Annotated in this window: 20 protein-coding genes and 1 pseudogene; 4 read left to right on the top strand and 17 right to left on the bottom strand. The window is 69.5% G+C overall.

The window, feature by feature from the left end; all coding sequences use genetic code 11:
• The first annotated feature begins 25 nt into the window (after window positions 1-25).
• A pseudogene (locus MZV50_RS07595) lies at window positions 26-2,352 on the top strand (enoyl-CoA hydratase-related protein).
• Window positions 2,353-2,356: 4 nt separating this feature from the next.
• Here MZV50_RS07595 and MZV50_RS07585 read toward each other — a convergent pair.
• Genes MZV50_RS07585 through MZV50_RS07555 form a run of 7 tightly spaced genes read right to left on the bottom strand, consistent with a single transcriptional unit; the run spans window position 2,357 to window position 10,137 of the window.
• Entirely contained in the window at window positions 2,357-3,415 is a 1,059-nt protein-coding gene (locus MZV50_RS07585; RefSeq protein ID WP_252633806.1) for a phosphotransferase, read from the bottom strand.
• Window positions 3,412-4,581, bottom strand: coding sequence for an acyl-CoA dehydrogenase family protein (locus MZV50_RS07580; protein WP_252633805.1), 1,170 nt, complete (start codon window positions 4,579-4,581; stop codon window positions 3,412-3,414). Before MZV50_RS07580 ends, MZV50_RS07585 begins: the two co-directional genes overlap by 4 nt.
• The gene (locus MZV50_RS07575; protein WP_252633804.1) at window positions 4,578-5,342 is read right to left on the bottom strand and encodes an SDR family NAD(P)-dependent oxidoreductase; all 765 of its coding nucleotides are present in this window, start codon (window positions 5,340-5,342) and stop codon (window positions 4,578-4,580) included. The genes MZV50_RS07580 and MZV50_RS07575 overlap by 4 nt, the downstream gene beginning before the upstream one ends.
• A 24-nt stretch (window positions 5,343-5,366) precedes the next feature.
• On the bottom strand, window positions 5,367-6,149 hold the full coding sequence (locus MZV50_RS07570) for an SDR family NAD(P)-dependent oxidoreductase (RefSeq protein WP_252633803.1): 783 nt from the start codon (window positions 6,147-6,149) through the stop codon (window positions 5,367-5,369).
• An 11-nt stretch (window positions 6,150-6,160) separates the two neighbouring features.
• Window positions 6,161-7,420, bottom strand: coding sequence for an acetyl-CoA C-acetyltransferase (locus MZV50_RS07565; protein WP_252633802.1), 1,260 nt, complete (start codon window positions 7,418-7,420; stop codon window positions 6,161-6,163).
• Window positions 7,421-7,477: 57 nt separating this feature from the next.
• On the bottom strand, window positions 7,478-9,718 hold the full coding sequence (locus MZV50_RS07560) for a CaiB/BaiF CoA-transferase family protein (RefSeq protein WP_252633801.1): 2,241 nt from the start codon (window positions 9,716-9,718) through the stop codon (window positions 7,478-7,480).
• Complete coding sequence (locus tag MZV50_RS07555; RefSeq protein WP_252633800.1) at window positions 9,715-10,137, bottom strand: GFA family protein; 423 nt, start codon at window positions 10,135-10,137, stop codon at window positions 9,715-9,717. Before MZV50_RS07555 ends, MZV50_RS07560 begins: the two co-directional genes overlap by 4 nt.
• A 126-nt stretch (window positions 10,138-10,263) precedes the next feature.
• Between MZV50_RS07555 and MZV50_RS07550 the strand changes: the two genes are divergently transcribed.
• Together MZV50_RS07550 and MZV50_RS07545 are read left to right on the top strand one after the other, a co-directional pair.
• Entirely contained in the window at window positions 10,264-11,706 is a 1,443-nt protein-coding gene (locus MZV50_RS07550) for an aldehyde dehydrogenase family protein (RefSeq protein ID WP_252633799.1), read from the top strand.
• The gene (locus MZV50_RS07545) at window positions 11,703-12,830 is read left to right on the top strand and encodes an acyl-CoA dehydrogenase family protein (protein WP_252633798.1); all 1,128 of its coding nucleotides are present in this window, start codon (window positions 11,703-11,705) and stop codon (window positions 12,828-12,830) included. The genes MZV50_RS07550 and MZV50_RS07545 overlap by 4 nt, the downstream gene beginning before the upstream one ends.
• A gap of 101 nt (window positions 12,831-12,931) precedes the next feature.
• On the opposite strand, the gene MZV50_RS07540 is transcribed toward MZV50_RS07545, so the two are convergent.
• The 4 genes from MZV50_RS07540 to MZV50_RS07525 form a co-directional block, all read right to left on the bottom strand.
• Window positions 12,932-13,936 (bottom strand): acyl-CoA dehydrogenase family protein, encoded by a 1,005-nt coding sequence (locus tag MZV50_RS07540; protein ID WP_252633797.1) that lies wholly within the window; start codon window positions 13,934-13,936, stop codon window positions 12,932-12,934.
• On the bottom strand, window positions 13,933-15,543 hold the full coding sequence (locus MZV50_RS07535; RefSeq protein ID WP_252633796.1) for a GMC family oxidoreductase: 1,611 nt from the start codon (window positions 15,541-15,543) through the stop codon (window positions 13,933-13,935). Before MZV50_RS07535 ends, MZV50_RS07540 begins: the two co-directional genes overlap by 4 nt.
• A 28-nt stretch (window positions 15,544-15,571) precedes the next feature.
• Entirely contained in the window at window positions 15,572-15,889 is a 318-nt protein-coding gene (locus MZV50_RS07530; RefSeq protein ID WP_252633795.1) for a 2Fe-2S iron-sulfur cluster-binding protein, read from the bottom strand.
• Window positions 15,890-15,958: 69 nt separating this feature from the next.
• Window positions 15,959-18,409, bottom strand: coding sequence for a TonB-dependent receptor (locus MZV50_RS07525; RefSeq protein ID WP_252633794.1), 2,451 nt, complete (start codon window positions 18,407-18,409; stop codon window positions 15,959-15,961).
• A gap of 218 nt (window positions 18,410-18,627) precedes the next feature.
• On the opposite strand from MZV50_RS07525, the gene MZV50_RS07520 reads away from it, so the two are divergent.
• Window positions 18,628-19,287, top strand: coding sequence for a TetR/AcrR family transcriptional regulator (locus MZV50_RS07520; protein WP_252633793.1), 660 nt, complete (start codon window positions 18,628-18,630; stop codon window positions 19,285-19,287).
• A gap of 4 nt (window positions 19,288-19,291) precedes the next feature.
• Here MZV50_RS07520 and MZV50_RS07515 read toward each other — a convergent pair whose 3' ends face one another.
• From MZV50_RS07515 to MZV50_RS07490, 6 genes are read right to left on the bottom strand one after another with little or no spacing between them, the layout of a single operon-like run.
• A complete protein-coding gene (locus tag MZV50_RS07515) occupies window positions 19,292-20,509 on the bottom strand; it encodes a cytochrome P450 (RefSeq protein WP_252633792.1) in 1,218 nt (405 codons plus the stop codon).
• 12 nt (window positions 20,510-20,521) lie between these two features.
• The gene (locus tag MZV50_RS07510) at window positions 20,522-22,021 is read right to left on the bottom strand and encodes a class I adenylate-forming enzyme family protein (RefSeq protein ID WP_252633791.1); all 1,500 of its coding nucleotides are present in this window, start codon (window positions 22,019-22,021) and stop codon (window positions 20,522-20,524) included.
• A gap of 36 nt (window positions 22,022-22,057) precedes the next feature.
• Window positions 22,058-23,239: an aromatic ring-hydroxylating oxygenase subunit alpha gene (locus MZV50_RS07505; protein WP_252633790.1), complete on the bottom strand. Its 1,182-nt coding sequence runs from the start codon at window positions 23,237-23,239 to the stop codon at window positions 22,058-22,060.
• Between the two features lie 59 nt (window positions 23,240-23,298).
• The gene (locus MZV50_RS07500; RefSeq protein ID WP_252633789.1) at window positions 23,299-25,392 is read right to left on the bottom strand and encodes an alpha/beta fold hydrolase; all 2,094 of its coding nucleotides are present in this window, start codon (window positions 25,390-25,392) and stop codon (window positions 23,299-23,301) included.
• Window positions 25,393-25,395: 3 nt separating this feature from the next.
• Window positions 25,396-26,562 carry a thiolase C-terminal domain-containing protein gene (locus MZV50_RS07495; protein WP_252633788.1) on the bottom strand — a complete coding sequence of 389 codons (1,167 nt, stop codon included), beginning with the start codon at window positions 26,560-26,562 and terminating at the stop codon, window positions 25,396-25,398.
• Complete coding sequence (locus MZV50_RS07490) at window positions 26,559-26,954, bottom strand: Zn-ribbon domain-containing OB-fold protein (protein WP_252633787.1); 396 nt, start codon at window positions 26,952-26,954, stop codon at window positions 26,559-26,561. Before MZV50_RS07490 ends, MZV50_RS07495 begins: the two co-directional genes overlap by 4 nt.
• Between the last annotated feature and the right edge of the window lie 42 nt (window positions 26,955-26,996).

The following is a 26,996-nucleotide window of genomic DNA, read 5'->3' as shown; positions in this document are numbered from 1 at the left end:
GGACGGCGACCTCAAGGGAGGCCCCATGCGAGACCCTCATCTGGTTCCGGTGATCATCGGCGTCGGCGAGGCCGTCGACCGTCCCGAAAGCCCCGCCCAGGCCCTGGAGCCGGTCGCCCTGATGGCCCAGGCCCTGAAGGCGGCCGAGGCGGACGCGGGCAGCGGCGCAGTGCTCTCGCGCCTGGACTCGCTGGACCTGGTGGGCCTGGTCTCGTGGCGTTACGCCGACCCGGTCGGGCTGCTGGCCAAGCAGTTGGGCGTCGATCCGGCCCGCAAGACCAACGCCAGCATGGGCGGCGAGACGCCGATCCGGCTGATCCACGACGCCGCCGTGGCCATCGCCCGGGGCGAACAGCAGGCGGCCGCCATCGTCGGGGGCGAGGCCACCCACAGCGCCACCCGCGCCCAGCGCGACAAGATCATGCCGCCCTGGACGCCGATAGCCTCGCGCGAGGAGGCCGTGCGCTTCCCGTCCAGCCGCTTCGCCATGAGCCCACCGGCGACCGACCTCGGCATGCACGACCCAGCCCAGGTCTATCCGTTCTACGAGATGGCCGCCCAGCATGCCTGGGGCCAGACGCCGGCGCAGGCCCAGGCCGAGTCCGCCGCTCTTTGGGCCCGCTACGCCCAGGTCGCGGCAAGCAATCCCAACGCCTGGATCAAGACGGCGCCGGACGCGGCGACGATCGGGACCGTGACCGCCGAAAATCGAATGATAAGCTGGCCCTATCCCAAGCTGATGGTCGCCAATCCGCAGGTGAACCAGACCGCCGCCATCCTGGTCACCAGCCTGGCCCTGGCCCGCGAGCTGGGCGTGCCGGAGGACAAGATCGTCCACATCTGGGGCGGCGCCGCCGCGCGCGAGCCCGAGGACTATCTGCTGCGAGACGCCTACACCCACTCGACCGCCCAACAGGTGGTGCTGGAGGACGCCGCGGCCCAGGCCGGCGGGGCCGATCACTTCAAGCACATGGAGCTCTATAGCTGCTTCCCCGTGGTGCCGAAGTTGGCGCTGCGGACGCTGGGCCTGCAGGACGGCGACGCCGCCCCGACGGTGACGGGCGGCCTGACGTTCTTCGGGGCGCCGCTGAACAACTACATGGGCCACGCGGCGGCGGCGATGGTGCGGCGGCTGCGCGAGCATCCGGGGGACCTGGGCCTGCTCTACGGCCAGGGCGGCTACGTCAACAAGCACCACGCCCTGATCGTCGGAACCCAGGCGCCGGCCCACGACCTGGCCCAGGACTATTCCGTGCAGGACAAGGCCGACGCCCTGCGCGGCCCGGTCCCGCCGCTGGTCGCGCGCCACGACGGTCCGGCGACCATTGAGACCTACACCGTCCGCTTCGGCCGCGACGGCGCGCCGCTGGACGGGATCGTCATCGGCCGCACGCCCGCCGGCGAGCGCCTTATGGCCCGCGTCGCGCCGGACGACGCCGCGTCCATGGACCTGCTGCTCTCGACCGAGCGCTCGGCGATCGGGGCCGAGGGCCACACCCGCCTCGATCCGTTCGGCAAATTGACCTGGGAGGCCGGCGCCAGACGCACGCTCGCCGACCGTCCCCGCCGGTTCAGCAAGGTCGAGCGCGAGGGTCCTCTGACCATCGTCACCATCGACCGGCCCGACGTGATGAATTCCCTGCACCCGGCCGCCAACGCCGAGCTGGCCGAGATCTTCGACGACTTCGCCGCCGATCCGGACCAGTGGGTGGCGATCATCACCGGGGCCGGCGACAAGGCCTTCTCGGCCGGCAACGATCTGAAGTTCACCGCGGAGGCCATGGCCAAGGGCCAGCCGATCGATCCACCGGTCACGGGCTTCGCGGGCCTGACGGCGCGCTTCGACCTGGACAAGCCGGTGATCGCCGCGGTCAACGGCCTGGCCATGGGCGGCGGGTTCGAGATCGCCCTGGCCTGCGACCTGATCGTGGCCTCGGAAGAGGCTGTCTTCGCGCTGCCCGAGCCGAAGGTCGGCCTGGCCGCCCTAGCCGGGGGCTGCACCGCCTGCCGCGGCTGATCGGCCTGAAGCGGGCCATGGGCATGATCCTGACCGGTCGCCGGGTGGCCGCCCGCGAGGGCCTGGAGCTGGGCTTCGTCAACGAGGTCGCCCCGGCCGGAGAGGTCATGGCGCTCGCCCGCCGCTGGGCCCAGGACATCCTGGCCAACAGCCCGATGTCGATCCGCGCCTCCAAGCAGACGGTCAACAAGGGCCTGGACGAGCCGACCCTGGCCGACGCCTATCGCAACCAGTCGGGCTATCCGGCGGTCAAGGCGCTGTTCCGGTCGGCCGATGTCCGAGAAGGGCCGCTGGCCTTCGCCCAGAAGCGACCGCCGAAGTGGACGGGGCGCTAGACGTCTAGCGCCTTCCCCTCTCCCAATCCTCGGCCACCTGGCGCGCCGTAGCCGCCAAGGTGTCCATGTGGGCGACCATGCCGGCGGCGTCGGCCGAGGCGGCGTTGCCGCGCAGCATCCGCCCCTTGATGCCGTGGATAATCGCCGCCAGCCGGAAGAGGTTGAAGGCGACATGGACCTCGAGGTCGGCGATCTGTGTCCGGCCGGTACGGCGCAGATAGGCGGCGACATAGGCGGCCTCGTCCGGATAGCCCAGCGCGTCCAGGTCCCGCCCCACCAGGCTCCAGCGCATGGCGGCCGGGGCGCGGTACATCATCAGGTTATAGGCGAAGTCGACGACCGGATGGCCAAGGGTCGACAGCTCCCAGTCCAGCACCGCGATGACCTCGGGCCGCTCGGGATGGAAGACCATGTTGTCGATGCGGAAGTCGCCATGGACGACGCTCACCGCCTCGTCGGTCGGCGCACGGGTCGGCAGCCACTCGACCAGGAAGTCCAGGTCGGCGGTGCGTCCGGCCAGGTCGTCCTCGCGGTACTGGCGCGACCACCGCTCGATCTGGCGGCGCAGGTAGCCGTCGGGTCGTCCGTAGTCGGAGAGCCCGATCGCGACGGGGTCCAGGCCGTGCAGCTGGGCCAGGGTCGCGTTCATGGCGTCCAGGTGCGCGGCCTTGCCTTCGCGCGCCACACCGGGGAAGTCGCCGTCCCAGAAGATCCGCCCCTCGACCAGATCCATGACGTAGAACCACGAGCCGATGATGCTGTCGTCCTGACACAGGGCGTGGACGTGGGGGACCGGAAAGCCCGCCCCCTCGAGCGCTCGCATGACCCGCGCCTCGCGATCGACGGCGTGAGCGCCCTTCAGCAGCTGCCCCGGCGGTTTGCGGCGCATGACGTAGGCGCGCTTCGGCGTCGTCAGGCGGAAGGTCGGGTTGGACTGGCCGCCGGCGAACTGCTCGACACTCATCGGGCCCGAGAAGCCCGGCACGTTCGCGGCCAACCAGCGTTCCAGGGCGGCCGTGTCGAAGCGGGCGTTGTCGCGGACGGCGACGGTGGCGCCGCTCATAGCTGGCTGGCCGCGTCGCGCTTGATCTTCTTGGCCAGGCTCCATTTGTGGACCTCGGTCGGGCCATCGTAGATGCGAAAGGCGCGGACCTCGCGGAACACCTGCTCGACGATGGTGTCGCCGGTGACGCCCGTGCCGCCCATCACCTGGACGCAGCGGTCGGCTATGCCCATCAGCGCCTCGCTGACGGCGACCTTGGTCATCGAGCTTTCGGCGGTGCCGAGCGATCCGCCATCCAGCACGTCGGCGCACCAGTCGATCATCAACTCGGCCTGTTTCAGCGCGATCAGGTTTTCGGCCAGCATGAAGCCGACGCCCTCGTGGTCGATCAACGGCTTGCCGAAGGCGTGGCGTTTGACGGCGTAGGCCGTGGCGATCTCATTGGCGCGAACACAGGCGCCAAGCCAGCGCATGCAGTGGGTCAGGCGGGCCGGGGCCAGGCGCATCTGGGCCAGCTTGAAGCCCTCGCCCGGCTGGCCCAGCACCTGGTCGGCCGAGACACGCAGGTCCTCGATCGCCACCACCGCGTGGCCGCCGGGCATGGAACTGTCGATGGTGTCCAACACCCGCTCGATGCGGACGGCGGGATCGGGCAGGTCGACCAGGAACAGCGTGGCGCCGGCCTCGGCCTTGGCCATGACGATGCCGACCCTGGCCCCTTCGGCGCCGGTGATGAAGGCCTTGCGGCCATCGATGATCCAGTGATTGCCATCCTGGCGCGCCGTGGTCATCAGCATCGACGGGTCCGAACCCGCGCCGCCCTCGGCCGCCGGCTCGGTCATGAAGAAGGCCGAACGCGCCGTCCCCGTCACCAGTGGCTCCAGGAACCGCGCCCGCTGCTCGGTCGAGGCGACCTTGCCCAGCAGGTACATGTTGCCCTCGTCCGGCGCGGCGACATTGACCGCCTGCGGGCCAAGGGTCGACAGGCCGGCGGCGCGCAGAACCTGGGCCGTCTCACGGTGCGAGAGGTGCGCGCCATCGGCCAGGATGTGCGGGGTCAGCACCCCGGCCGCCTTGGCCTTGCCGCGCAGCTCGGCGATCAGCGCGTCCGAGGGACCGTGGGCGCCGCGCCTGGGGTCCTGCTCGTAGGGGACTACGACCTCGCGCACGAAGGCCTCGACCTTGGCGGCGATCGCGGCGCCCCGGGCGGCGTCGTGGACGCTCATAGCGACTGACCGTCGTCGATGGTGAAGTCCGCGCCGGTGACGCCCTTGCTCTCGTCCGACAGCAGATAGACCAGCATGGGATCCAGGGCGTCTTCGTCCAGGATCCGCCGACGCGGCCACTTGCTCATTTGCTTGTGACCGCCCTCGGTGTCGAACCAGTCGCCGGCCAGTTCCGACTTGATGTAGCCGGGACACAGGTTGTTGACGTTGGGACCCGTCCGCGCCCACTCGCGCGCGAGATGACGGCCCATATGGCTGACGGCGGCCTTGGAGGCGCTGTAGGCGGTGACGCCCGGGGTGATCATCTTCGCGGTGATCGACGACACCAGCACGATGCGGCCCCGCTCGGCCACGCCCGCCGACCGCATGCGTCTGGCGCCCTCGCGAGCGGTCAGGAACACACCGCGAACATTGACCGCGAATACCTGATCGAAGTCCTCGACGGCGATGTCGGCGGCCAGGCCCTCGGCCTGGATGCCGGCATTGGCCACCACCCCGTCGACCGGGCCGAAGGCGGCTTCGGCGGCGTCGTAGGCGGCGATCGTCGAGGCCTCGTCGGCGACGTCCAGCGCCACGGCCAGGGCCTTGCCGCCCGCCGCCACGATCTCCTCGCTCAGAGCGCGCAGCCGATCGACGCGGCGCGCGCCGATCACCACCGCCGCGCCCTCGGCGGCTACGATGCGGGCGAACCGCGCCCCGATCCCCGAGGAGGCGCCGGTGACCAGCACCGTACGGCCGGCCAGTCGCTGGGTCTTGCTCATGTCTCTTCCCCTCGGATTCTCTCTCTACCGTGGGGCCATGCGGATGCCGCCGTCCAGGCGCACGTCCTCGCCGTTGAAGTAGCCGCAGGTGATCATGGTCACCGCCAGTTGGGCGTATTCCTCGGGATTGCCCAGGCGCTTGGGGAACGGCACGCTCGCGGCCAGACCGGCCTTCACCGCTTCGGGCGCGCCGTTCATCAGCGGGGTGTTGAAGATCCCCGGCAGGATGGTGTTGACCCGGATGCCCTCGCCCATCAGGTCGCGGGCGATCGGCAGGGTCATGCCCACCACGCCGCCCTTCGAGGCGGAATAGGCCGCCTGCCCCATCTGGCCGTCCTCGGCCGCGACGCTGGCGGTGTTGACGATCGCGCCGCGCTCGCCGTCCTCCAGCGGTTCCAGGTCCAGCATGCCCTTGGCCGACTTGGCGATGCAGCGGAACGTACCGACCAGGTTGATCTGAATGATGCGGTCGAAGGCGTCGAGCGGGAAGTGCTTGGTCTCGCCGGTGGCCTTGTCGCGGCTGGCGGTCTTGGCGGCGTTGCCGGTGCCGGCGCAGTTGACCAGGATCCGCTCCTGGCCGTGAGCCGCGCGGGCCTTCTCGAAACCGGCGTCGACATCGGCGTCGCTGGTCACGTTGACCTTGCAGAACACGCCGCCGATCTCCCGCGCGACCTCTTCGCCCCGCCCCTCGTTCATGTCGAAGATGGCGACCTTGACACCCTGGGCGGCCAGGGCCCGGGCCGTGGCCTCGCCCAGGCCCGAAGCGCCACCAGTGACGACGGCGGCGACGGTGTTGTCGAGTTTCATGGTGCTTCCGTTCAGGCTTCGAGGCGTTCGATGATGATGGCCGGGGCCATGCCGCCGGCGGCGCACATGGTGACCAGGCCGTAGCGGCCGCCGGTGCGTTCCAGCTCGTCCAGCACCGTGCCGATCAGGATCGCGCCGGTGGCCCCGATCGGGTGGCCCAGGGCGATGGCGCCGCCATTGACGTTGACCTTGGCGCGATCGAGCTTCAGATCGCGGATGAACTTCTCGGCGACGACGGCGAAGGCCTCGTTGATCTCCCAGAGGTCGATGTCCTCGACCTTGAGGCCGGCCTTGGCCAGCACCTTGCGGGCGGCGGGCACGGGGGCGTTCAGCATCAGGGTCGGATCGTCGCCCATATTGGCCATGGCCACGACGCGGGCGCGGGCCTTCAGGCCGCGCTTTTCCGCATAGTCGCGCGAGGCCAGCAGCACCGCCGCCGCGCCGTCCACCACGCCCGACGAATTGCCGGCGTGATGCACGTGCTCGATCTTCAGGTCCGGATAGCGGCGATTGATCTGCTTGCGGAAGGTCGCGCCCTTCTCGTCGTACGGAAAGTCCGCCAGGGCCGTGAAGGCCGGCTTCAGCGCGGCCAAGCCTTCGGCGGTCGTCTCGGGACGCGGATATTCGTCGCGATCCAGCGCCACCTGGCCGTCCTCGCCCAGCACCGGCACGATCGACTTGGCGAAGCGGTTCTCGGCGATGGCGCGGGCGGCGCGCTTCTGGCTCTCCAGACCCAGGGCGTCGAGGTCCTCGCGGCTGATGCCTTCCAGGCTGGCGATGGCATCGCCGCAGACGCCCTGGTGCGACTGAGGATGCAGTTCGTCGAGGTGGGCGTTTCCCGAGCCCATCAGGCCGGGCGGGAAGCCGGCCGCCTGCTCTTGGGCGGCCATGGCCGCGGTCAGGCTCATCATCTCGACGCCGCCGGCGACGATCAGGTCCTCCATGCCGCTCATGATCTGGGCGGCCGCCAGGTTCACCGTGGTGATGCCGCCGCCGCAGAAGCGGTCAAGCGTCATGCCCGAGGCCTTGATGTCGTAGCCGGCGTCCAGCGCCGCCATGCGGCCCAGGTCGCCGCCCTGCTTGCCCTTCTGGGTCGAGGTCGACCAGATCACGTCGTCGACCTCGGCCGTGTTCAGCGCGTTGCGCTCGGCGATCGCCTTCAGGACTGTGGCGGCCAGGTGCTGGGGATGCAGGTGGGCCAAAGCGCCCTTCCCCACCTTGCCCACGCCGCGGGGCGTGCGGACGGCGTCGATGATCAGTGCCTCGGCCATTTTCGGCTCCTCCCTGAACCTTGTTAAGTCAGCGATTAATTGTTCGATTAAATATCGTCAAGCCGTTTGCCGCTTTTCCGCTGCGTCTCCGCCCCCAACCCGGGCGGCGGCCAGAGTTTCGTCATCCACGGGCTCCAGGACCCCGGCCGCGACCAGGGCCGCGATGCGAGGGTCATCCAGACCCAGCCAGTCGGCGGCGACCTCGGCGGTATGCTCTCCGGCCAGCGGCGCCGGCGCGACGCAGGCGTCATCCAGCGCCTTGCTGGCGACATGCGCGCGCTCGGCCACTACCGGCTCGGCCAGGTAGGGATGGCGCTCGACCCGATAGAAGCCGCGCTCGCGGTAGTAGGCGAAATCGGTCAGGTCCGAGACGCGCAGCATCCGCGCCGCCGCGACGCCGGCGGCCTGCAGCGTCTCCATGGCCGCGTCAGCCGATCGCTCCGCGATCCACGCGCCGACGGACGCCTCGTCCTGGGCGCCGACGACGCGGCGCAGGGCGTGTCGATCGGCCTCGCTCCGTAAACTGACCACGCACCATTCGTCGTCGCCGGCGGCGGGGAAGACACCGTCGCGCCAAGCCTCCGGCGGCGGCGCGCGCCCATGCGAGGCCCGGGCGACCTCGGCCGCGAAGTGACTCAGCATGACCTCTGACTGGGCGACGCTGGCGCGGCCACCGCGGCCGGTGCGCAGGCGGCGGATCAGCAAGGCCGTCACCGCCATGGCGCCGATCCGGCCCGCCACGTGGTCGGGATAGATGGTGATCGAGTCGCTGAAGCTTTCCGGATCGTCATCGTAACGCCAGGCGCGGGTCAGGCCGGTGGCCGCGCGGACCAGAGGGCCGTAGCCCATCCGCTCGGCCCACGGCCCGGTCGCGCCGAAAGCCGAGCTGTCGGACATGACGATGCGTGGGTTGATCGCCGAGAGCGTCGCGTGGTCGATCCCCAGGCTCTCCATCACCCCCGGCTTGAAGTTGGACAGGATGACGTCGGCCTGCGCCGCCATCTCCAGGAACAGCGCCCGCCCCTCTGGATCGCGAATGTTCAGACCCAGGCTGCGCTTGTTGCGGTGACCGGCCGCGAAGCTGCCCGACAGGCCGTAGGATAGATAGGACTGGCGGCTGCCGTCCGGAAAGGCGCGGCTCTCGACCTTGATTACCTCCGCGCCCTGGTCGGCCAGCAGGCGGCCCTGTTCGGCCCCGACGACGATGACGCCCAGGTCCAGCACCTTCAGCCCCTCGAAGGCGCGCGCGGACGGCGCGACAGGCTCGGGCCAGGCTTGCGCCTTCGACGAGGCGACGGCAGGCGCCATCCGCGCGCCGTCGATGGTCACGACGCCATTGGGCAGCTTGACCCCATCGACCTCGATCACGGCCTGCCGCGCCACGACATGGTCGCAGGCCATGAACTCGTCGAGATCCAGGACCGCCGAGATCGGCACGCCGTGCGCTTGGCCGTCCCGTTCCAGGTTCGCGCGGGTTTGGCCGGCGAAGAAGGCGGCGATGGCCGGGATCAGGTCGGGCGACTTGTAGCGCACACCGGTCTTCTCGAACTCCGGCGAGGCGAAGGCCTCGGGCGAGCCCATCCAGCGGAACATGCCCTGCCACTGGCGCTTGGCCAGCAGGCAGATGCGCACATGGCCGTCGGCGCACGGCAGGATCGGATACTGGAAACCCTTGAGCGGTCGGTCGCGGGGCAGCAGGTGGGCCGGCTTGCCCAGAGTGGCGCTGCCGTTGATGCCGTAGCCGGGGTCCAGCGCCTGCACCGCGCCGTCCAGGGCCGAGAAGTCCAGATGGTCGCCCGTCCCCGTGCGCAGGGCGTGATAGAGCGACACCGTCAGGGCGTAGGCGGCCTGTGATGCGGCGCACTGATAGGCCAGCTGGCCGGGCGGCGGCAGCGGGGCGCGGCCCTTGATCCCCGAGCGCGACAGCTCGGCGCTGAGGGCGTGCAGCACGAGGTCGCTGGCCTTCCAGCCCGACAAGCTGGTGTCGGTCCCGAAGTCGCTGACCGCCATGCTCACCAGCGCCGGGCGACGGGCGCGCAGGCTGGCGAGGTCCAGCGCACGGCCCGCGTCGAACACGATGACGTTGGCGCCTTCCAGCAGATCGTCGGACAGAGCGCCCGCGCGCCGCTTGCCGACATTGGCGACGAGGTCGTCCACGACATCCTCGGCCCGGCTGTCGTCCACCCGCGTGACGCTCGCGCCCAGCTCCGCCAGATAACGGGTGATCGCGGCCAGCGGGCCGTTCACCAGGTCGACGACCCGGATCCCGGCCAACGGACGGTCGACCTCGCCGCTCACGCCGCCGGTCCCTTCTCGAGGCGCGGCAAGCCTTCGGGAATGGTCGCCCACGGCAGGGCCGAGCGGGTCCAGATGTGCATCTGCGGGGCGAAGGGTTCCGGCGCGTCCAACGTCCCGGCCTTCAGCGCGATCATCTTCGGGGCCGCCGTCGGGACCGAGCGGATCGGCGAGCCGCACTGGCCGCAAAACTGTCGCTCGATCGGCGCGCCACTCTCGGTGTCGGGGTCCAGCCAGCTGGCCAGTTCGCCCTCGACGCTCATCGTGTCGGCCCGCACGACGAGATTGACAGAGAAGGCCGCGCCCGACTGCCGGCGGCAGCTGGTGCAGTGGCAGGCGATCACCGCCAGCGGCGGCGAAGTGACCTCGTAACGCACGGCGCCACAGTTGCAGCCGCCGCGAAGGGCTCCCTGGTCGGTCATCATTCTCTCCTCCCGAGGCCTTCAGGCCATCTTGATTTCGATTTTATCTAACGTCATTAGATTGAACCGACAAGCAGCCGCGGGGCGATGCATCCCAAAGGCGACAACGGCGAGGAGATCACGTTCATGTCGACCCCATCCGACCAGACCTACGCCCTGACCATCGACGGCGAGGCGGTGCGAACCGCCGCCACGATCGACGTCCGAAACCCCGCCACGGGCGAGGTGTTCGCCCAGGCGCCGGCCGCCGACGCCGGCGATCTGGATCGCGCCGTGGCCGCCGGCGAACGGGCGTTCAAGGAGTGGAGCCGCGCTCCCGTTGCGGAACGCAAGGCCCTATTGCTGAAGGCCGCCCAGATCATCGACGACCACGCCGCCGAGCTGGCCGCGCTGTTCACCCGCGAGCAAGGCCGCCCCCTGCCCGGCGCGACAGCCGAGATCAAGGGCGCGGCCATGTGGCTGAAGGCCGGGACCATGCTGGACATCCCGGTCGACGTCACCGAGGACAGCGCCACCCGCCGGATCGAGGTGCACCACGTGCCGCTAGGCGTGGTCTGCGCCATCGTGCCGTGGAACTTCCCGGTGCTGTTGGCGATCTGGAAGATCGGCCCGGCCCTGATGGCCGGCAACACCATCGTCGTGAAGCCGTCGCCGTTCACGCCCCTGACCACCTTGCGGATCGGCGAGCTGCTGGCCGACGTCTTCCCGCCGGGCGTGCTGAACGTCCTCTGCGGCGGCGACGAGCTGGGTCCGCTGATGACCACCCACAAGAGCTTCGCCAAGATCTCGTTCACTGGTTCCACCGCCACCGGCCGCCGGGTGATGGAGAGCGCCGCCCGCGACCTCAAGCGCATCACCCTGGAGCTGGGCGGCAACGACGCGGCCATCGTGCTGCCCGACGTCGATGTCGACGCGGTGGCGGCCCAGCTGTTCGAAGGCGCCTTCCACAACACCGCCCAGGTCTGCGTGGCGACCAAGCGCCTGTTCATCCACGAGGACATCTACGACCGCCTGCGCGATCGCCTGCACCAGCTGGCCAAGGATCTGCCGGTCGGCGACGGGACCCAGCAGGGCGTGCGCTATGGCCCCGTGCAGAACGAGCCGCAGTACCGCCGGGTCCTGGGCCTGATCGACGAGGCCCGCCGCGAGGGCCTGACCCTGCTAGAGGGCGGCGCGGTGCCCGAACGCGGCTACTTCGTGCCCCTGACTCTGGTCGACAATCCGCCCGACGACGCCCGCGTGGTCACCGAGGAAGCGTTCGGCCCGGTGCTGCCGCTGCTGAAGTTCAGCGACATCGACGACGTGGTCCGCCGCGCCAACGACACCGAGTACGGCCTGGCCGGGGCCGTGTGGTCGGCCGATGTCGCGCAGGCCACGGCCATCGCCCACCGCCTGGACACCGGCACGGTGTGGATCAACCAGAACCTCCAGTCGACGCCGTTCACCCCGCTGGCTGGGGCCAAGCAGTCGGGCTTCGGCCAGGAGAACGGCCTCCCAGGCCTCCTGGAATTCACCCGCCCCAAGGCGATCTACATCCCCAAGACGCCGGCCAAGGCGGCGGCCGAATGACCGCGGCGCTGTCGCCCCAGGACGCGGCCTTTCGGGACGAGGTCCGCGCCTTCCTGGATCGCGCCCTGACGCCGAAGCTGCGGCGCGCGGGGACGCTGATGACCAGCGTCTATTGCGACCACGAGGCCCAGCTGGAATGGCAGGCCCTGCTGCACGCGCAGGGCTGGGCCGCGCCGTCGTGGCCCGTCGAGTACGGCGGCTGTGGCTGGTCGGCGGTGCAGCGCTACATCTTCACGCGCGAACGGCTGCTGGCCGGGGCGCCGACCTCGCCGTTGGGCATCAACATGGTGGGCCCGGCGATCATGGCGTTCGGCGATCCGGCCCAGAAGGCGTTCTTGCTGCCCCGGATGCTGAGCGGCGAGCACCTGTGGTGCCAGGGCTATTCAGAGCCGCAGGCCGGTTCGGACCTGGCCGCGCTGGCCATGAAGGCCGAGCGCGACGGTGACGATCTGGTCTGCACCGGGACCAAGATCTGGACCACCCACGCCAATGTCGCCAACTGGATGTTCTGCCTGGTCCGCACCGACGCCAGCGGCCGCAAGCAGCAGGGCATCACCTTTCTGCTGATCGACATGGAGAGCCCCGGCGTCACCGTGCGCCCGATCGTCATGTCGTCTGGAGAGGCGGTGCAGAACCAGGTGTTCTTCGACGCGGTCCGCGTGCCGGCGACCAATGTCGTCGGCGGGATCGACCAGGGTTGGACGGTTGCCAAATATCTCCTGGAATACGAGCGCGGCGGCAGCGCCTACGCGCCCGAGCTGCGGATCAAGCTGGACGCCCTTCGCCGTCACGCCGCCGAGGCGCTGGCGGCCAATCCCCTGCTGGCCGCTCGCGTCGCCGAGACCGAGATCGAGGTCGAGGTGCTGGACGCCCTGGAGGCCGAAATCCTCTCGGCCCTCTCGGCCGACAAGGCGATCGGGACCGACGCCTCGATGATGAAAATCCTGGGCACCGAGCTGCAGCAGCGCGTGACCGAACTGGTCCTCGAGGCGGCCGGCCCCTGGCTCGCGCCTGGCAGCCGGGCGTCGCCGTCCCCGGTGGCCCGGTCATCGGCCATCCCCTGCCGCTTGACGACTACGCCAGCGGCGAGACCTGGCAGGCGATCGCGCCGCTGCGCTATCTGAACGAACGGGCCGGAACGATCTATGCCGGCGCCAACGAGATCCAGCGCGACATCCTCGCGAAGGCGGAGCTGGCCCTTTAGCGGTGAAAAACGGCGCGGCGGTCAGGCCGCCGCGCCAGTCACCGAGAACCTCGTCAGATGGTGATCCGCCCCGCCCAGCTGCCCCTCGATCACGGTCAGCCGCTTGAAGCAGCGCCCGACCGGCAGTTCCTCCGTCATGCCCATGCCGCCGTGCAGCTGCACCGCGTTCTGGCCGACGAAGCGGCCGGCGCGGCAGATGGTGACCTTGGCGGCGCTGACCAGGCGAGACCGGACGATCGGATCGCCCTCGATCACCAACACGGCGCGACGGGCGATGGCCTTGGCGCGACGCGCCTGAATGTTCATGTCGACCAGGCGATGCCGCACCACCTGGAACCCGCCCAACGGCTGGTCGAACTGCCGGCGCTGCCTGGCGTAGTCGACGGTGTCGCGCACCAGACGCCGCATCAGGCCGGCCGCCTCGACGCAGATCGCCGCGACGGCCTCGTCGCGGACGAGATCCAGATCGGCCGTGATCGGCGACGCCGCCTCGGCGCCGGCGAAGGTCACGTCCGCTGCCATCCGCCCGTCGATCGTCGCCACCGGACGTATCGAAAGACCCGCCGCGCGTGGATCGACCAGGAAGACGCCCGCGTCCGCGACTACAAGCAGCGTTCGCGCCGACAGGGCGTCGACCACCACCTTGGCCTCGCCGCGCAGGCGCCAGACATCGCCGTCTGGTGTGGCCGTAATCCGGTCGCTTGTCTCCAGCCCGGCGATCGCCACGACCACGCCGTCGCGAACCATATTCCCGAGCAGGGCGTCGCCTTGCGCCGTCGGCGTTCGCGCCATCAGGCCGGCGGCGATGATCCCCGTCTCGAGGAAGGGCGTAGGCAGGCACAGCTCGCCCAGCGCCTCCAGCGCCGGCTCGGCGTCGGCGAAGGCCAGGCCAAGCCCGCCCTGCGTCTCGGGGATCCGCAGGCCGGTGACCCCGGCCGCGTGCAACTCGCGCCAGGCCTCGCTCTGGCCGACGCTCGACAGCCGCCCCAGCAGGGCGTCCTTAAGCTGGACGTGGTCGAAGCTCATGCCGCCGCCTTCGCATCCGCCAGGATCAGGTCGGCGGCGCGCCAGGCCATGGCCATGGTCGGGCCGTTGGTGTTGCCGGCGGGAATGGCCGGCATGATCGAGGTGTCCATGACCCGCAGGCCCGTGACACCCCGCACCCGCAGCCTGGGATCGACCACCGCGCGCGGGTCCGAGCCCATCCGGCAACTGCCCACGGCGTGATAGCCGCAGGTGCCGTAGCGGTCGTAGGCGTCGAGGATCTCGGCGTCGGTCCGGACGGCCGGACCCGGCATGGTCTCCTCGGCGATCAGCTCGGCCAGGGGGGCCTGGGCGGCGTAGTCGCGCATCACCCGGATCGCCCCGACCATCGCCTGGCGGTCCTGCTCGGTGGCCCGGTAGTTGGGGGCGAAGGTGGCCGCCGCGTCCGGGTCCGTGGTCTCGATATGGATGCTGCCGCGCGAGGTCGGACGCAGCGGATAGACGACCGCGTTCATGCCCGGGAACGGTTCCAGCGCCGTGCGCTGCTTGGCCATGTCGAAGCTGTAGGGCGCGATCAGCATCTGGGCGTCGGGGCGGCTAAGGCCCGGTCGCGTCTTGAACCAGCCGCCCAGTTCGTAGGCCGCCGACGACATCGGTCCGTCGCCGGTCAGGTAGTAGCGCGCCGTGGCTCGCAGTAGACGCCAGCCGGAGAACTCGCGGTTCTGCGAGACCTGCTGCTTCAGCCGCCACTGCATAATGACGCCGCGGTGCTCGATCAGGCCCTCGCCGACCTCCGGATTGTCGTGGACCATCGGGATTCCCAGCTTGGTCAACCGCGCCGCGTCGCCGACGCCAGAGCGCTCCAGGATGGCCGGGCTGGCCATGGCCCCGCCACAGACGATCACCTCGCGGCGGGTCCTGATCGTCTCGGTCACGCCGTTGTGCAGCGCCTCGACGCCGACCGCGCGCTTGTCCTCGAACAGCACGCGGGCGACCGTGCATTCGGTGAAGATCGAGAGGTTCGCCCGCCTCTCGATCGGGCGGAGGAAGGCCGTGGCCGCGCTCTGGCGCTTGCCCTTGTGGATGGTGCGCGGCGCGTAGCCGATCGAGACCGCGTCGTCGGGGGCGTTGACGTCGGTCTTCACCTTCCAGCCCAGCGCCTGGCCCGCCGCCACCTGGGCGGCCGACAGCCGGTCCTTCAAGGTCGGCATCGAGACCTTCAGCGGTCCGCCCGCGCCCCGCGAGGCGTCGGCACCCAGCTCGTGGTCCTCCAGGGCGCGATAGGCCGCCTGGATATGCTCCCAGCGCCAGTCGTCGCTGGAGAGCTCGGCGATGGCCTCGAAGTCCGCCGGCTGACCGCGCACGTACATCATGCCGTTGACCGAGGTGGAGCCGCCCAGCACGCGGCCGCGCACCCAAACCTCGGACTGGCCGGCGGTCGAGGCCTCAGGACGGCTGGCGTAGGCCCACAGGTGCTTGGGATCCTGCATCACCTTGGCCAGGCCCTTGGGCATGGAGATGAAAGGGTGATTGTCGCGCGGCCCGGCCTCGATCAGCGCCACCCGCACCGACGGGTCCTGGCTCAGCCGATAGGCCAGCACGCAGCCGGCCGCCCCGGCGCCGGCGATCACGTAGTCGTACTCGGCCATGGCCTGGTCTCCCGATGTCAAAGGCGGATCAGTCTTCGGGCGCGATCGCCACTTCCAGGCCATCCAGGCCCGCCTCGAACTTCAGCTGGCAGGACAGGCGCGAGCGGTCGGTGCGATGCTCGGAGCTGTCCAGCAGGTCGTTCTCGTCGCCGGCCATGGGCGGCAGCCGGGCCAGGTCCTCGGGCCGAACATAGACGTGGCAGGTCGCGCACGAGCAGCAGCCGCCGCACAGGGCCACCAGTTCGTCGAACCCGGCGCGGCGGATGTTCTCCATGACGCTGAGGCCGACCTCGGCCTGGATCTCGCGCCGGGTATCGTCACGGGTGATTACGGTCAGGCTGGGCACTGGGGTCTTTCGGTGTGTCGGAAGGTGGGGCGAGCGGACGAGGGAGCGTCCGCTCGCAGCTGGCGGTCGTCAGAACTTCAGCGACAGCTCCAGCAGGATCTCGCGCGGGTTCTCGACGAAGGCCGACATGTCGGCCAGGACGCCGGTGTTGGTCCCCGTGCCCGTGCCGCCCGCGAACGGGATGTCGTTGGCCGAGGTGACCACCAGTTCGTTGGTCAGGTTCTTGCCGATCAGGGCCAGGGTCCACCGGTCCTCGGGTCCGCTGACGCTGATCGAGGCGTCGACCTTGGTGAAGGCCGGCTGCACGCCATCGGGACGCAGGGTGTCGGTGAAATTATACTTGGCCGTGCGGCTGACATCGCCGGACAGGCGAAGGGTGGCGCTGGACGACAGCTCGCGCTCGTAGCTGGCCCCGAGCCGCCCGGCGAACTTGGGCGCCTTGGGCGGCGTGCGGCCGTCATAGTTCTGGGCCGTGAAGGCGCCGGCGACCAGTTGCTGGTTACAGCCCTGGGCGATCGTCTGGCCGCTGTAGCACTGGCCGACATAGTCCATGTACTGCACGTCGTTATAGGCCACCGCCCCACGCACGCTCAGACCCGGCGCCGCCGAGACGCGATAGTTGAAGTCGCCCTCGACACCGCGGGTGCGCAGCTTTCCGGCGTTGTCGGCGATCAGCGACACCGACTGTGGATCGAAGGTCTGAACCTGCAGGTCTTTGTAGGTGTACTGGAACGCGGTGACGTTCAGCGACAGGTCGTGACCGAATTGGATGGTGCGCAGACCGACCTCGCCGCCCTCGGCCGTCTCGCTGCCGAAGCGGCCGGCGTCGACGCTCGCGGTCGGGCTCAGCGCCTGCGAGATGTTGAAGCCGCCTGACTTGAAGCCCTGCTTGTAGGCCGCGTAGAGCGTGGTGTCGGCCTCGGGCTTGTAGCGGACGCTGATCTGCGGCGAGAGGTTGTCGTCCTTGAACTTGTCCTTGAAGCGGATGTTGCCCGGGAAAGCCGCCGCGAAGGCGATATGGGCTGGCAGCGAGAACTGGTAGGAATCTCGCGCCTCGTGCGACCAGCGCGCGCCGCCGGCCAGTTCGATCTTGTCCGACACGTTGAGCGTGCCTTCGCCGAAGACCGAGAAGGACTCGCTCTTGAAGCCGTTGTCGCGCTTGAAGGTTGTGTAGGTGCCGGTGCTGGGATCCAGCGGCACCGGGAAGATGTAGGCGTCGGTGTTGAAGTCGAAATCGCCCTTCGAATAGAAGGCGCCGAACAGCACGTTGAACGGCCCTTCGAACTTCGACTGGAAGCGCACCTCCTCGGCGAACTGCTCGAAGTCGGCCAGTTGCGAGAAGGTGGCGGGATAGGCCTCGCCCGAGACGTTGTTCAGGTCGGTCTGCTTGAAGTGGTAGTACGACGTGATCGAGGTGATCCCGAACTTGCCCACGGTCAGGTTGCTGGTCAGGGCCGCGAACTGCGAGGCGAAGTCGGCGTACATCCTGCCGTCGCGGGCGTAGCGGTAGTTGGCCTGGGCCACCTGAGTCGGGATGCTCGAGCTGTCGCTCACCCCGTTGATCTTGCAGTCGGCATTGGGGCTGGGCGGGATGCCGTTGGCCGCGAACGGCGTGGTGCGGCCGCCGCCGCAGATGCGCTCCAGCACGTCGGTCGGGCCGCCGTCCTTCAGGTCGGTCAGGCCAGCCTTGAGCTGGAAGGTCAGGTTCTCGGAGGCGTCCCAGTCGACCGAGCCCCGGACGCTGAACACCTCCTGGCCGCCGCGCCGGTCGGCGTTGCGGTGGCGCTGCATGCCCAGCGGATCGGTATAGGTCTCGGCGGCGCTGTTGGTGAAGGCGCCGTCCGACTTCGAGTAGCGGCCGGCGAGGCGGGCGCGCAGCGTGTCGCTGAGCGGGCCCGAGACGTAGCCCTCGACATAGCGGTCCCTGGCCTTGAAGCCGTAGCCGGCCTTGACCCCGGCTTCGGGCGTGGCCGTCGGACCGTTGGTGACGATGCTGATCAGGCCGCCCGTGGTGTTCTTGCCGTAGAACAGGGCCTGCGGGCCCTTCAGGACCTCGACGCGCTGGACGTCGTACTGCGGCAGGCTGAGTTCGCGGCCCCGGCTCATCGGCAGGCCGTCCATCACGAACGACACCGACTGGTCGAAGCCGGCGCTGAGCGCCGTCGAGCCGACCCCGCGCAGGAAGATGCTGGCCGACGAACCCGAGGCCGCCTTGCCGGCGATCAGGCTGGGCACCATCGTCGCCAGGTCCGACACCCGCGTGACCGAATAGTTGGCCAGGGCCTTGCCGCCGATCGCCGAGATGGCGACGGGCGCGTCGATCAGGCGCTCGTCGCGACGCCGCGCGGTGACGATGATCTCGTCGACCGAGGTCACCGACTGGGCCGGCGGCTTCTCGACCGCCGCGCCCTGCGCCGTGGTCTCGTCTGCCCGCGCCCCCGTGACGAACGCCCATTCTGCGCCCAGGGCGAACGTGGCGCAGGCCGCCATGAGGCCCACGCGAAAACCCTTCCCCGTCATACCGGAGCTCCCTCTCCCATGGTCCACTGTCGGGACCTAAACCTAATCCTAATAGCCGTAGATTCAGGGTCAACTGGAATTGATGATTTTTACTTCATCGATTGATTAAATTCGTTATGGCGCTTGAGATTCAGCAAGCGCGAACTTGATCACGGCCCGCTTGAGCCGGCGGACCGGCGATGCGAAAATGAGAATCTGTCGTAGCTCGGAACGGTTTTTTGGCGCGCCCCTCCTCTCCCCTGATCTCCCGCAGCAGCGCCGCAGTGGCGGCCCTGGCCGTGATCGACGAGGTGGGACTGTCCGGGTTCAGCCTGGCGCGGGTGGCGACCAAGATGGGCGTGCAGGCGCCGTCGCTGTACCACCACTTCGCCGACAAGGCCGCGCTGCTGGAAGAAGTGGCGCGCCTACTGCTGCTGAACCTGCCAGGCATGGAAAAGACCGAGCTGCCCTATGAGGAGCGGATCGTCACGCTGTGCGTTTCGGCCCGGCGGTCGCTGCTACGCCACCCGAACGCGGCGCTGCTGATGCTGCAGTTCTTCCCGCGCCACCTGCTCTTGAGCGCCTACAACGAGGCCGCCGCCAGCGACCCCTACCCGCCCGAGTTCCACATGGCGGTCATCGAGGGCACCGAGAAGCTGACCTTCGGCTCGGCCCTGTTCGCCGCCGCCGCCCAGGCGCGCGGCATCCCGCCGATGCCCGAGGCCGATCGCGAGAAGCTGCCACGCCTGGCGCGCGCCCTGGACGCCAACCCGTTCGATGACGAGGAAGCGCTGTTCGTGGAGACGGTGCGGATCTTCTTCACCGGCGTCGCCGAACGCTATCGCCGAGGCTCGCTGGGCCAGCCGGTCGGCGACAGCGTCCAGTTCGAAGGCGCGTGAGGCCCTAGGCCGCGGGCCACCGCAGCGGCAGGGATTCCAGAGCCATCACCGTGCCCATGCGGAAGGCGTGACGCTCGCCGGGCTGGGGCTCGAACACCGGGATGCGCCGGGTCCACTCCTCGGCCAGGATCTTGATCTCGGCGCGGCCCAGCACATGGCCGACGCACAGGTGCGGCCCCGACGAGAAGGTCAGGTGCGCAACGCGCTTGCGGTCCAGGTCGAAGGCGTTGGGCGCGTCGAACTTGCGCGGGTCACGGCTGCCGACGCACAGGATGTTCAGCACCATCTCACCCTCGCGCAGGCGGGCCTCGCCGATGTCGCGATCCTTGACCACCAGGCGCGGGGTGTTGACCACGCCGTACAGGCGCACGGCCTCGTCGGCGAAGGCCTGGGCCAACGAGGGATCGGCGACCAGGCGGGCCTGGACGTCGGGCATCTGGGCCAGTTGCTGGAAGGCGAAGCCGGTGACGTTGGTCACCGTGTCCATCCCGCCCAGGAACAGCACGAAGCTCATGGCCAGGATCTCATCCTCGCTCATGGTGCGTCCGTCGATGTCGACCGTGATGAAATGGCTCATCAGCTTGTCGTCGGGTTTGGCGCGCTTCTCGTCGACCAGGGCCTTAAGCGTGCCCAGGATCAGGCCCGACAGCCGGCCCAGTTCGGCGGCGTCGTTCTGGACCTGGAAGAAACCTTCGGCCAGGTGTCGGAACTCCTGGAGCCGCGACAGGTCCATGCCCATCAGCTCCATGAACACCGTCACCGGGAAGATCTTCGAGACCTCGACCTGGAAGTCGCAGGCGCCCTTGGCCGCGACACGGCCCACGATCTCCGCTGCCCACTCGCGGATGCGCGGCTCCAGGGCCTTGATCGCGACGGGGCCGAACATCGGCATCATCGCCCGGCGGTAGGGCAGGTTCTCGGGTGGATCCAGGCTCAGCGGAATGAAGAACGGCGGGTTCTCCACGCGCGGGATCTGCATCTCACGCACCGAGAAGTGCTCGGGATCGGTGACCACCGCGGTGATGGCGTCGAAGCCCTTGGCGATCCAGTGGCCGCCGTTGCGATTGGTCCAGAACAGATCGGGCGCGTCGGCCAGGACGGCGGCGTAGTCGCCCTGCACGTCCTGGCCGATCCGGGGATCGCCATAGATGTCGAAGTCGAACACCAGGTGATCGGGAACATGGGCCGGCTGGTTGGCGGTGATGTTGGCGGGCGCGTTCATCGGCGGCTTCCCTTAGCGGACGCGAGCGAGGGTCTGGTGCGCGCCGGCATAGGCTTCACGCACGGCGGGCTTGGACAGTTTTCCGGTGGCCAGGCGCGGCAGCGGCTCGGCCGAATAGGCCACGTAGCGCGGCACCTTGTAGTTCGAGAGGTTCTCGTTGCAGTGGGCGATCAGCGCCTCGACATCGATCTCGACCGGGCCGTGATAAACGACCATCGGGGTCTCGCCGAACTTGGCGTCCGGGGCGGCGATGACCAGGGCCTCGACGACGCCGTGGAACTCGCAAACCACCCGCTCGACCTCGGCGGCCGAGATGTTGAGGCCGCCCGAGATGATCAGGTCCTTCAACCGGTCGACGAAGGTCAGAAGGCCCCGCTCGTCCAGCATGCCGATGTCGCCCGAATGCAGCCAGCCGTCGCGGATCGCCTGGGCCGTGGCCTCGGGATTGCGCCAGTATTCCTTCATCATCCCGGGCGAGCGCATCAGGATCTCGCCCGTCTCGCCGGGCGCGCAGTCCGAGCCGTCGGACCTCACGACCCGCAGGTCGATGAACAGGCCGCCCCAGCCGCACTTGTCTGGCTCTTCCAGGGCCAGCTGCGCGGGCATGATGGTGGCGTTGCCGCCCACCTCGGTCTGACCGTAGATCTGCCGCAGGATGACGCCCTTGGCCTTGTAACGCTCCAGCAGCGCCCGGCTGACCCGCGCCCCGCCGACCGTGGCCAGGCGGATCGACGACAGGTCGGCCGCGTCGAACTCCGGCAGGGCCGCGATCGCCTCGAAGAATACCGGCACGGCCGCGAAGCAGGTGATCTTCTGCTCCTCGATCAGCTTCAGCGTGTCGGCCGCCACGAACTGCGGGACCATGAAGATCGAGCAGCCCTGGGTGATGTAGTGCATCAGCTGCACGAAGCCGGCCGAGGTGTTCAGCGGCGCCAGGCTGATGATCCGCGAACCCGGCGCGGTCGAGGTCTCCTCGGTCGCCCAATTGGCGGCGTAGGCGGTCATCGAGCGGTTGGTGAAGACCACGCCCTTGGGCTTGGCCGTCGAGCCCGAGGTGGCGATGATCACCACCCGGGCGTCGGGATCGACGTCGCGATCGATCCGCGCAAGCTCGCCTTCGCGCAGGGCCTCGATTTCGGCCATAGCCCGCACCGGCGGACCCGCCACTTGCATCCTGTCGGCGAATTCGGGGGCGGCGAAGGCGAAGCGCGGCTCGGTGTCCTCGCACAGCTCGCCGATCTCGCGCACGGTGTAGCGGAAGTTGACCGGGCTCACGATCCCGCCCGCCCGGATGATCCCCATGATCAGCGCGCAATAGGCCAGGCTGTTCAGCGAGCAGATCGCCACCCGGTCGCCAGGCTCCAGGCCGTCGGCGATCAGCAGGGCCGCCACCCGGTCGGACCAGGCCTTGTAGGCGGCGTAGGTCAGGGTCTCGCCGCCCAGCACGACGGCCGGCTGGTCGGGCCGCATCCGCGCCCACCAGGCGAGCGCTCCGGACAAGGTCTGCGCCATGAAATTCCTCCCTCGCCGGTCTTCGCCGGCTCGTCGCTAAAGCAGCGCCTCGAGCGCCTCGTAGTAGCGGACGATGTTGCTCTCGAGCCCGCAGTAGACGGTGGTTTCGGGCACACCGGCCTGCAGCCCGACCTGGCTGATCTCGGCCGCGCGGAAGTCCTCGCCGCCGAACACGCCCAGGATCAGTTCGTACGAGCGCTCGAACACCTCGCGGGCCTTGTCCGTGGTCGGCGCGCCGGGGGTCAGCATGAAGTACTCGACCGTCGTGTGGCCCACGTCGCGCGGCATCAGGATCATCACGCTGGTGTAGTACTGGCTGGTCACCACCACGCAGTTGGGGAACGCGGTGTAGGCGTGGGTCACCAGCTTGTGGATGTTCTGGGCCGGATCCTCGTCCAGCATCGCCGGGACGTAGCCCATGCGGCCCGAGACCTGGCGGATGTTGGGGCCGAACAGGTCGACGATGTTGGGCGCATCCTGGAACAGGTCGCCGATCGACGCCGCGTGCAGGCGCTGGACGTGATAGCCCTCCAGGAACGGCTCCAGGATGACCTTCCAGTTGGCCTTCAGCTCGAAGGTCTTGCGGCCGTAGACGAAGGCGTCCGGAATGCCCAAGGCGGTGAAGTCGGCGGCGATCTGGTCGTGCAACTGCGACCAGTCGGCCGCGTGGCCGCGATCCAGCTGGACGTAGACGATGCCGCCCCATTCGCGGGCCGGCAGCTCAACCAGGCTCCGCTCGCTCTTGTCGAGATTGAGGAAGGCCTCGTTTCGCGCCACGCCGATCAGCTTGCCGTCGATGCCGTAGGTCCAAGCGTGATACGGACAGGTGACGCGGCCGCGCTTGTGGACCTCGCAGTCCTCCAGAAGCTTGGAGCCCTTGTGCTGGCAGGCGTTGAGGAACGCCTTGATCTCACCCGACTTGGTGCGGGCGATCAGCAGTGGCACGCCGTAACCGTCGTGGGCCATCACCATGCTCGGCTCGGGCAGCAGGGCCGACACCGTGACCGGCACGGGATAGCGGCGGAAGATCCGGGCCTGCTCGGCGTCGAAGCGCTCGCGGCCGGTGAAGATGGCGTTGGGCCGGGTGGCCTCCAGCGGCTCGACGACCGCGTCAGCCTCGGCCGGGATCAGGCGGATCGCCGCCTGCTGGTTTTCGGTCAGCGCGGCCAGGGTCGTGACCTTGCGCTCGGCCGGCTTTCGTTCCGCGACGATGTCCATGATCGCCTCCGTTTATCGTTGCCAGGACCCTAGCACGCAAAAACCTAATGAAAATAGTTTTAAAGCGCCAAAGCCCCCATTTCCTTGAGCGGAACGGTGGTGTCGGCCAAGTCGGCAGGCGCGACGCGGGCGCCGTCGATCACAAGCTTGCGGCCTTGGACGTAGTCCTTGACGGCGTTGACGCAGTCCAGCGCGATCACCCGCCCCTCGCGCAGATAGATCACCGAGAACGACCGCGCGACCGGGTCGCCCCGCACCACCGTTGCGTCGTGGCCGGTCGACAGGCCCACGGTCTGGAGCTTGATGTCGTACTGGTTGGACCAGAACCAGGGGACGGCGTCGTAGGGCGCGCTCTCACCCGTCCGGATCATGCTCGCCGCGATAGTCGCCTGGTCATTGGCGTTCTGCACCGACTCCAGCCGGATCGCCGCACCGCCAGCGTAGCGGTTGGCGTGAAGGGCGCAGTCGCCGATGGCGAAGACGTCCGCCAGGCTGGTCCGGCACAGGCCGTCGATCGCGACGCCGTTGTCGCCCTCCGCCCCGGCCGCCAGCAGCGGGCCGACCGACGGCGCGATGCCGATGCCGACGATGACCATCTGGGCCGGGACGGTCTCGCCGTCCGCCAGGCGCACGCCGGCGACATGGCCGCCCTCGCCTTCCTTCAGGCATTCGACGCGCGCGCCCAGCCGCAGGTCGACGCCGTGGGCGCGGTGTTCGGCCTCGTAGAAGCGCGACAACGCCTCGCCCGCCACCCGCGCCAGCACCCGGTCCAGCGCCTCCATTAGCACGACCCGCTTGCCCAGCTTGATCAGCACGGCCGCCGCCTCCAGGCCGATATAGCCGCCGCCGATCACCACGACCTGCTCGACCTCCGGCAGCTCGGCGATCATCCGGTCGACATCGGCGCGCGTGCGCACCGCGTGAACGCCCCGCAGGTCGTGACCCGCACAACTCAGCCGCCGCGGCGCGCCGCCGGCCGCCCAGACCAGCTTGCCGTAGCCCAGTGTTTCCCCGTCTGCGAGCGCGACTGTGTGCGCCGCCGGATCGATCGCCACGACCTCCCGCGCCAGCAGCAGCGCGATCTCGCGCTCGCTCCAGAAGGTCTCGGCCCGTAGCAGCAGGCGGTCGAAGGTCTTCTCGCCGGCCAGATAGTCCTTGGACAGCGGCGGTCGCTCGTAAGGCGCCTCGGGCTCGGCCGAGACCAGGGCGATCGACCCCGTGTAGCCACCCTGGCGCAGCGCGATGGCCGCCTGCCCGCCGGCATGGCCGCCGCCCACGATCACGACGTCGTAGCGCTGCATGGTCTCAACCTCGCTGGAAGGCCGGCATGCGCCGGTCGAGGAAGTCCAGGACGCCGGCGTTGAAGGCGTCGTTGCGGTCGCTGGCGACCATGTGGCCCGCCCCGGCGACATCGAAGACTTCCAGGCGCGGCATCCGGGCCTTGAACGCCGCCACGCCCGCCGGACTGACCACGTCGCTCGCAAGCCGCGCACCAGCATGACCGGCACGTCCGTCCGCGCCAACGCCTCGGCCGATCGCCGGACCTCGTCGTGGTGGATCTGGGGGTCGGCCTCGACGATCCGGGGATCCCAGTGCCAGCCCAGTCGCCCGTCCGGCCGCTGGCGCAGGTTGCGCATCAGGCCACCCGGATCGTTGGGACGGGGCCGCTCGGGATTGTAGGCGGCCACGGCGTCGGCCGCCTCGTCCAAGGTGGCGAAGCCGTCGGGATGGCCCCGCATGAAGCCGACGATGCGGCCGACGCCCTCCGGTTCCGGATCGGGCACGATGTCGACCAGCACCAGCACCGAGGGCTCAAGGCCTCGCGCCACGGCCTGGATCGCGGTCGCTCCGCCCAGCGAGGCGCCGACCAGGGCGAAGGGCGTGGACAGGCCCCGCGTCACCGCCTCCAGGTCCCGCGCCCGGTCATCCAGGTGATAGGCGCCGACGGGCGACCAGTCGCTGTCGCCATGCCCGCGCCCATCGTAATTGATGACCCGATAGCCGCGCGCGACCAGCGCCGCCATCGCCCCGGCCCAGCTGTGGCGCGTCTGGCCGCCGCCGTGCAGCAGCACGACCACCGGCGCGTCCGGCGATCCGTCGACATCGGCCGCCAGCCACCGACCGTCGTCGGTCCGGAAGCGCGTCCCGCCCACGGCTCAGCGCGCCTCGGTCGAGAAGATCGCCGAGCTAACCGTCGGCGCCCCCGGCCCGCCGGCCAGCAGGCAATGACGCGCATCCGGAACCGGATTGGCCGAGGTCCCGCGCAGTTGCTCCACCGCCTCGATCGCCATGCCGATCCCGTGGATGAACCCCTGGGCCAGGTTGCCGCCCGCCGTGTTGACCGGCAGCTGGCCCGTCGGCGCGATCAGATTCTCGTAGCGCACCACCTCGCCCACGGTCTCATAGGTGCAGAAGCCGTGGTCGATCAGCGAGGCCACGCCCTGGGCGCTGAAGTTCTCGTACAGCTGCACCACGTCGATGTCGGCCGGCGTCAGCCCCGTCTGGACCCACAGCCGTCGGGCCACCGACCCGAAGCCGGCCGAGGCGTAGTGATCGTCGTTCTGCAGCAGGTCGCCCCAGCCGCGTCCCGCGCCCTGGGCGACGCCCTTCAGATAGATCGGCTGCTGCTTCAGGTCCCTCGCCCGCGCGGCCGAGGTCAGGATCAGCGCCCCGGCCCCGTCGTTCTCGCGCGAGCAGTCGAACAGGTGGAACGGCTCGCAGATCATCCGCGACGCGCGATAGACCTCCAGGTCCAGGTCCTTGCCGTAGCTGACCGCCTTCGGATTGCGCGCCCCGTGGTGGTACGAGGCCCGAACCAAGTCCTCGAGGCATCGGCGCGGAACCTTGTGATGCTCCAGCAGGCGCTGGGCGCGCATGGCGCACTCGATGGCCGGGGCTACGTTGCCGGCGGCCATGATGTGGTCGTTCAGGTGGTGGGCCATGACCGCGCCGGACAGCCGGCCGCTATCGCCCTGCACCAGGGCGCGGAACACTACGACCGTCCGAGCCTGGCCGCTGATGATCGCTGACGCCGCCAGGCCGAAGGCCGCTGCTATGCCCCCGCCCCCGCCGCCGAACACCTGGGCCGACCAGCACAGGTCGCGCGTGCCCAGGTCGGGCGCCAGGCGAACCGGCTCGTTCTTGTCGTCGCCATACGAGACGAAGCCGTCGATCTCGGACGGGTCCAGCCCGGCGTCCTCGCAGGCGTCGACGATGGCGCCGACCAGCACGCCCTGTTCGGGCAGCGGCGCGCCGCCGCGCTTGTACTGGCGCACGCCGATCCCGGCGACGGCGGTGCTGACGGGAAACATCGGCGCGCTCATGCCGACACCGCCCAGCGTAGGCCAGGAATGGCGCGGCCATAGACCTCGGCTGTGGCGACGTGGCCCGTCACCGGTGCACCGATGGCCGGCTCGCCTTTGCCTTCCAGCACGCCCATCAGGCGGATGTCGCCCGCCCCGGGCAGGGCGACCGACAGGGTGACGAACGGCGAGCCGAAGCCTTCCGTTCCTTCGAACGGATGCCAGGTGCGGGTCCAGGAATAGATCACGCCGCGCATCTCGACCGCTTGCCAGTCAAAGCTCCAGCTTCCGCAGTCGCCGCAACGAAAGGGCGCGGGCCAGCGCCAGCGTCCACATTCCGCGCAGCGCGGCAGCTCCAGCTGGCCTCGCGACAAGGCTTCCCAATAGCGGGCGTCCTGACCTAGCCCCTTCACGGCGACCTCCCTGGCGACGCCGTTCGCGGCGTTCTTAGTCGA

The organism is Caulobacter segnis, assembly GCF_023935105.1.
In the GTDB taxonomy this organism is placed as follows: domain Bacteria; phylum Pseudomonadota; class Alphaproteobacteria; order Caulobacterales; family Caulobacteraceae; genus Caulobacter; species Caulobacter segnis_B.
The sequence above is the reverse complement of the archived record's forward strand: the minus strand, read 5'-3'. Positions and strand labels throughout refer to the sequence as shown.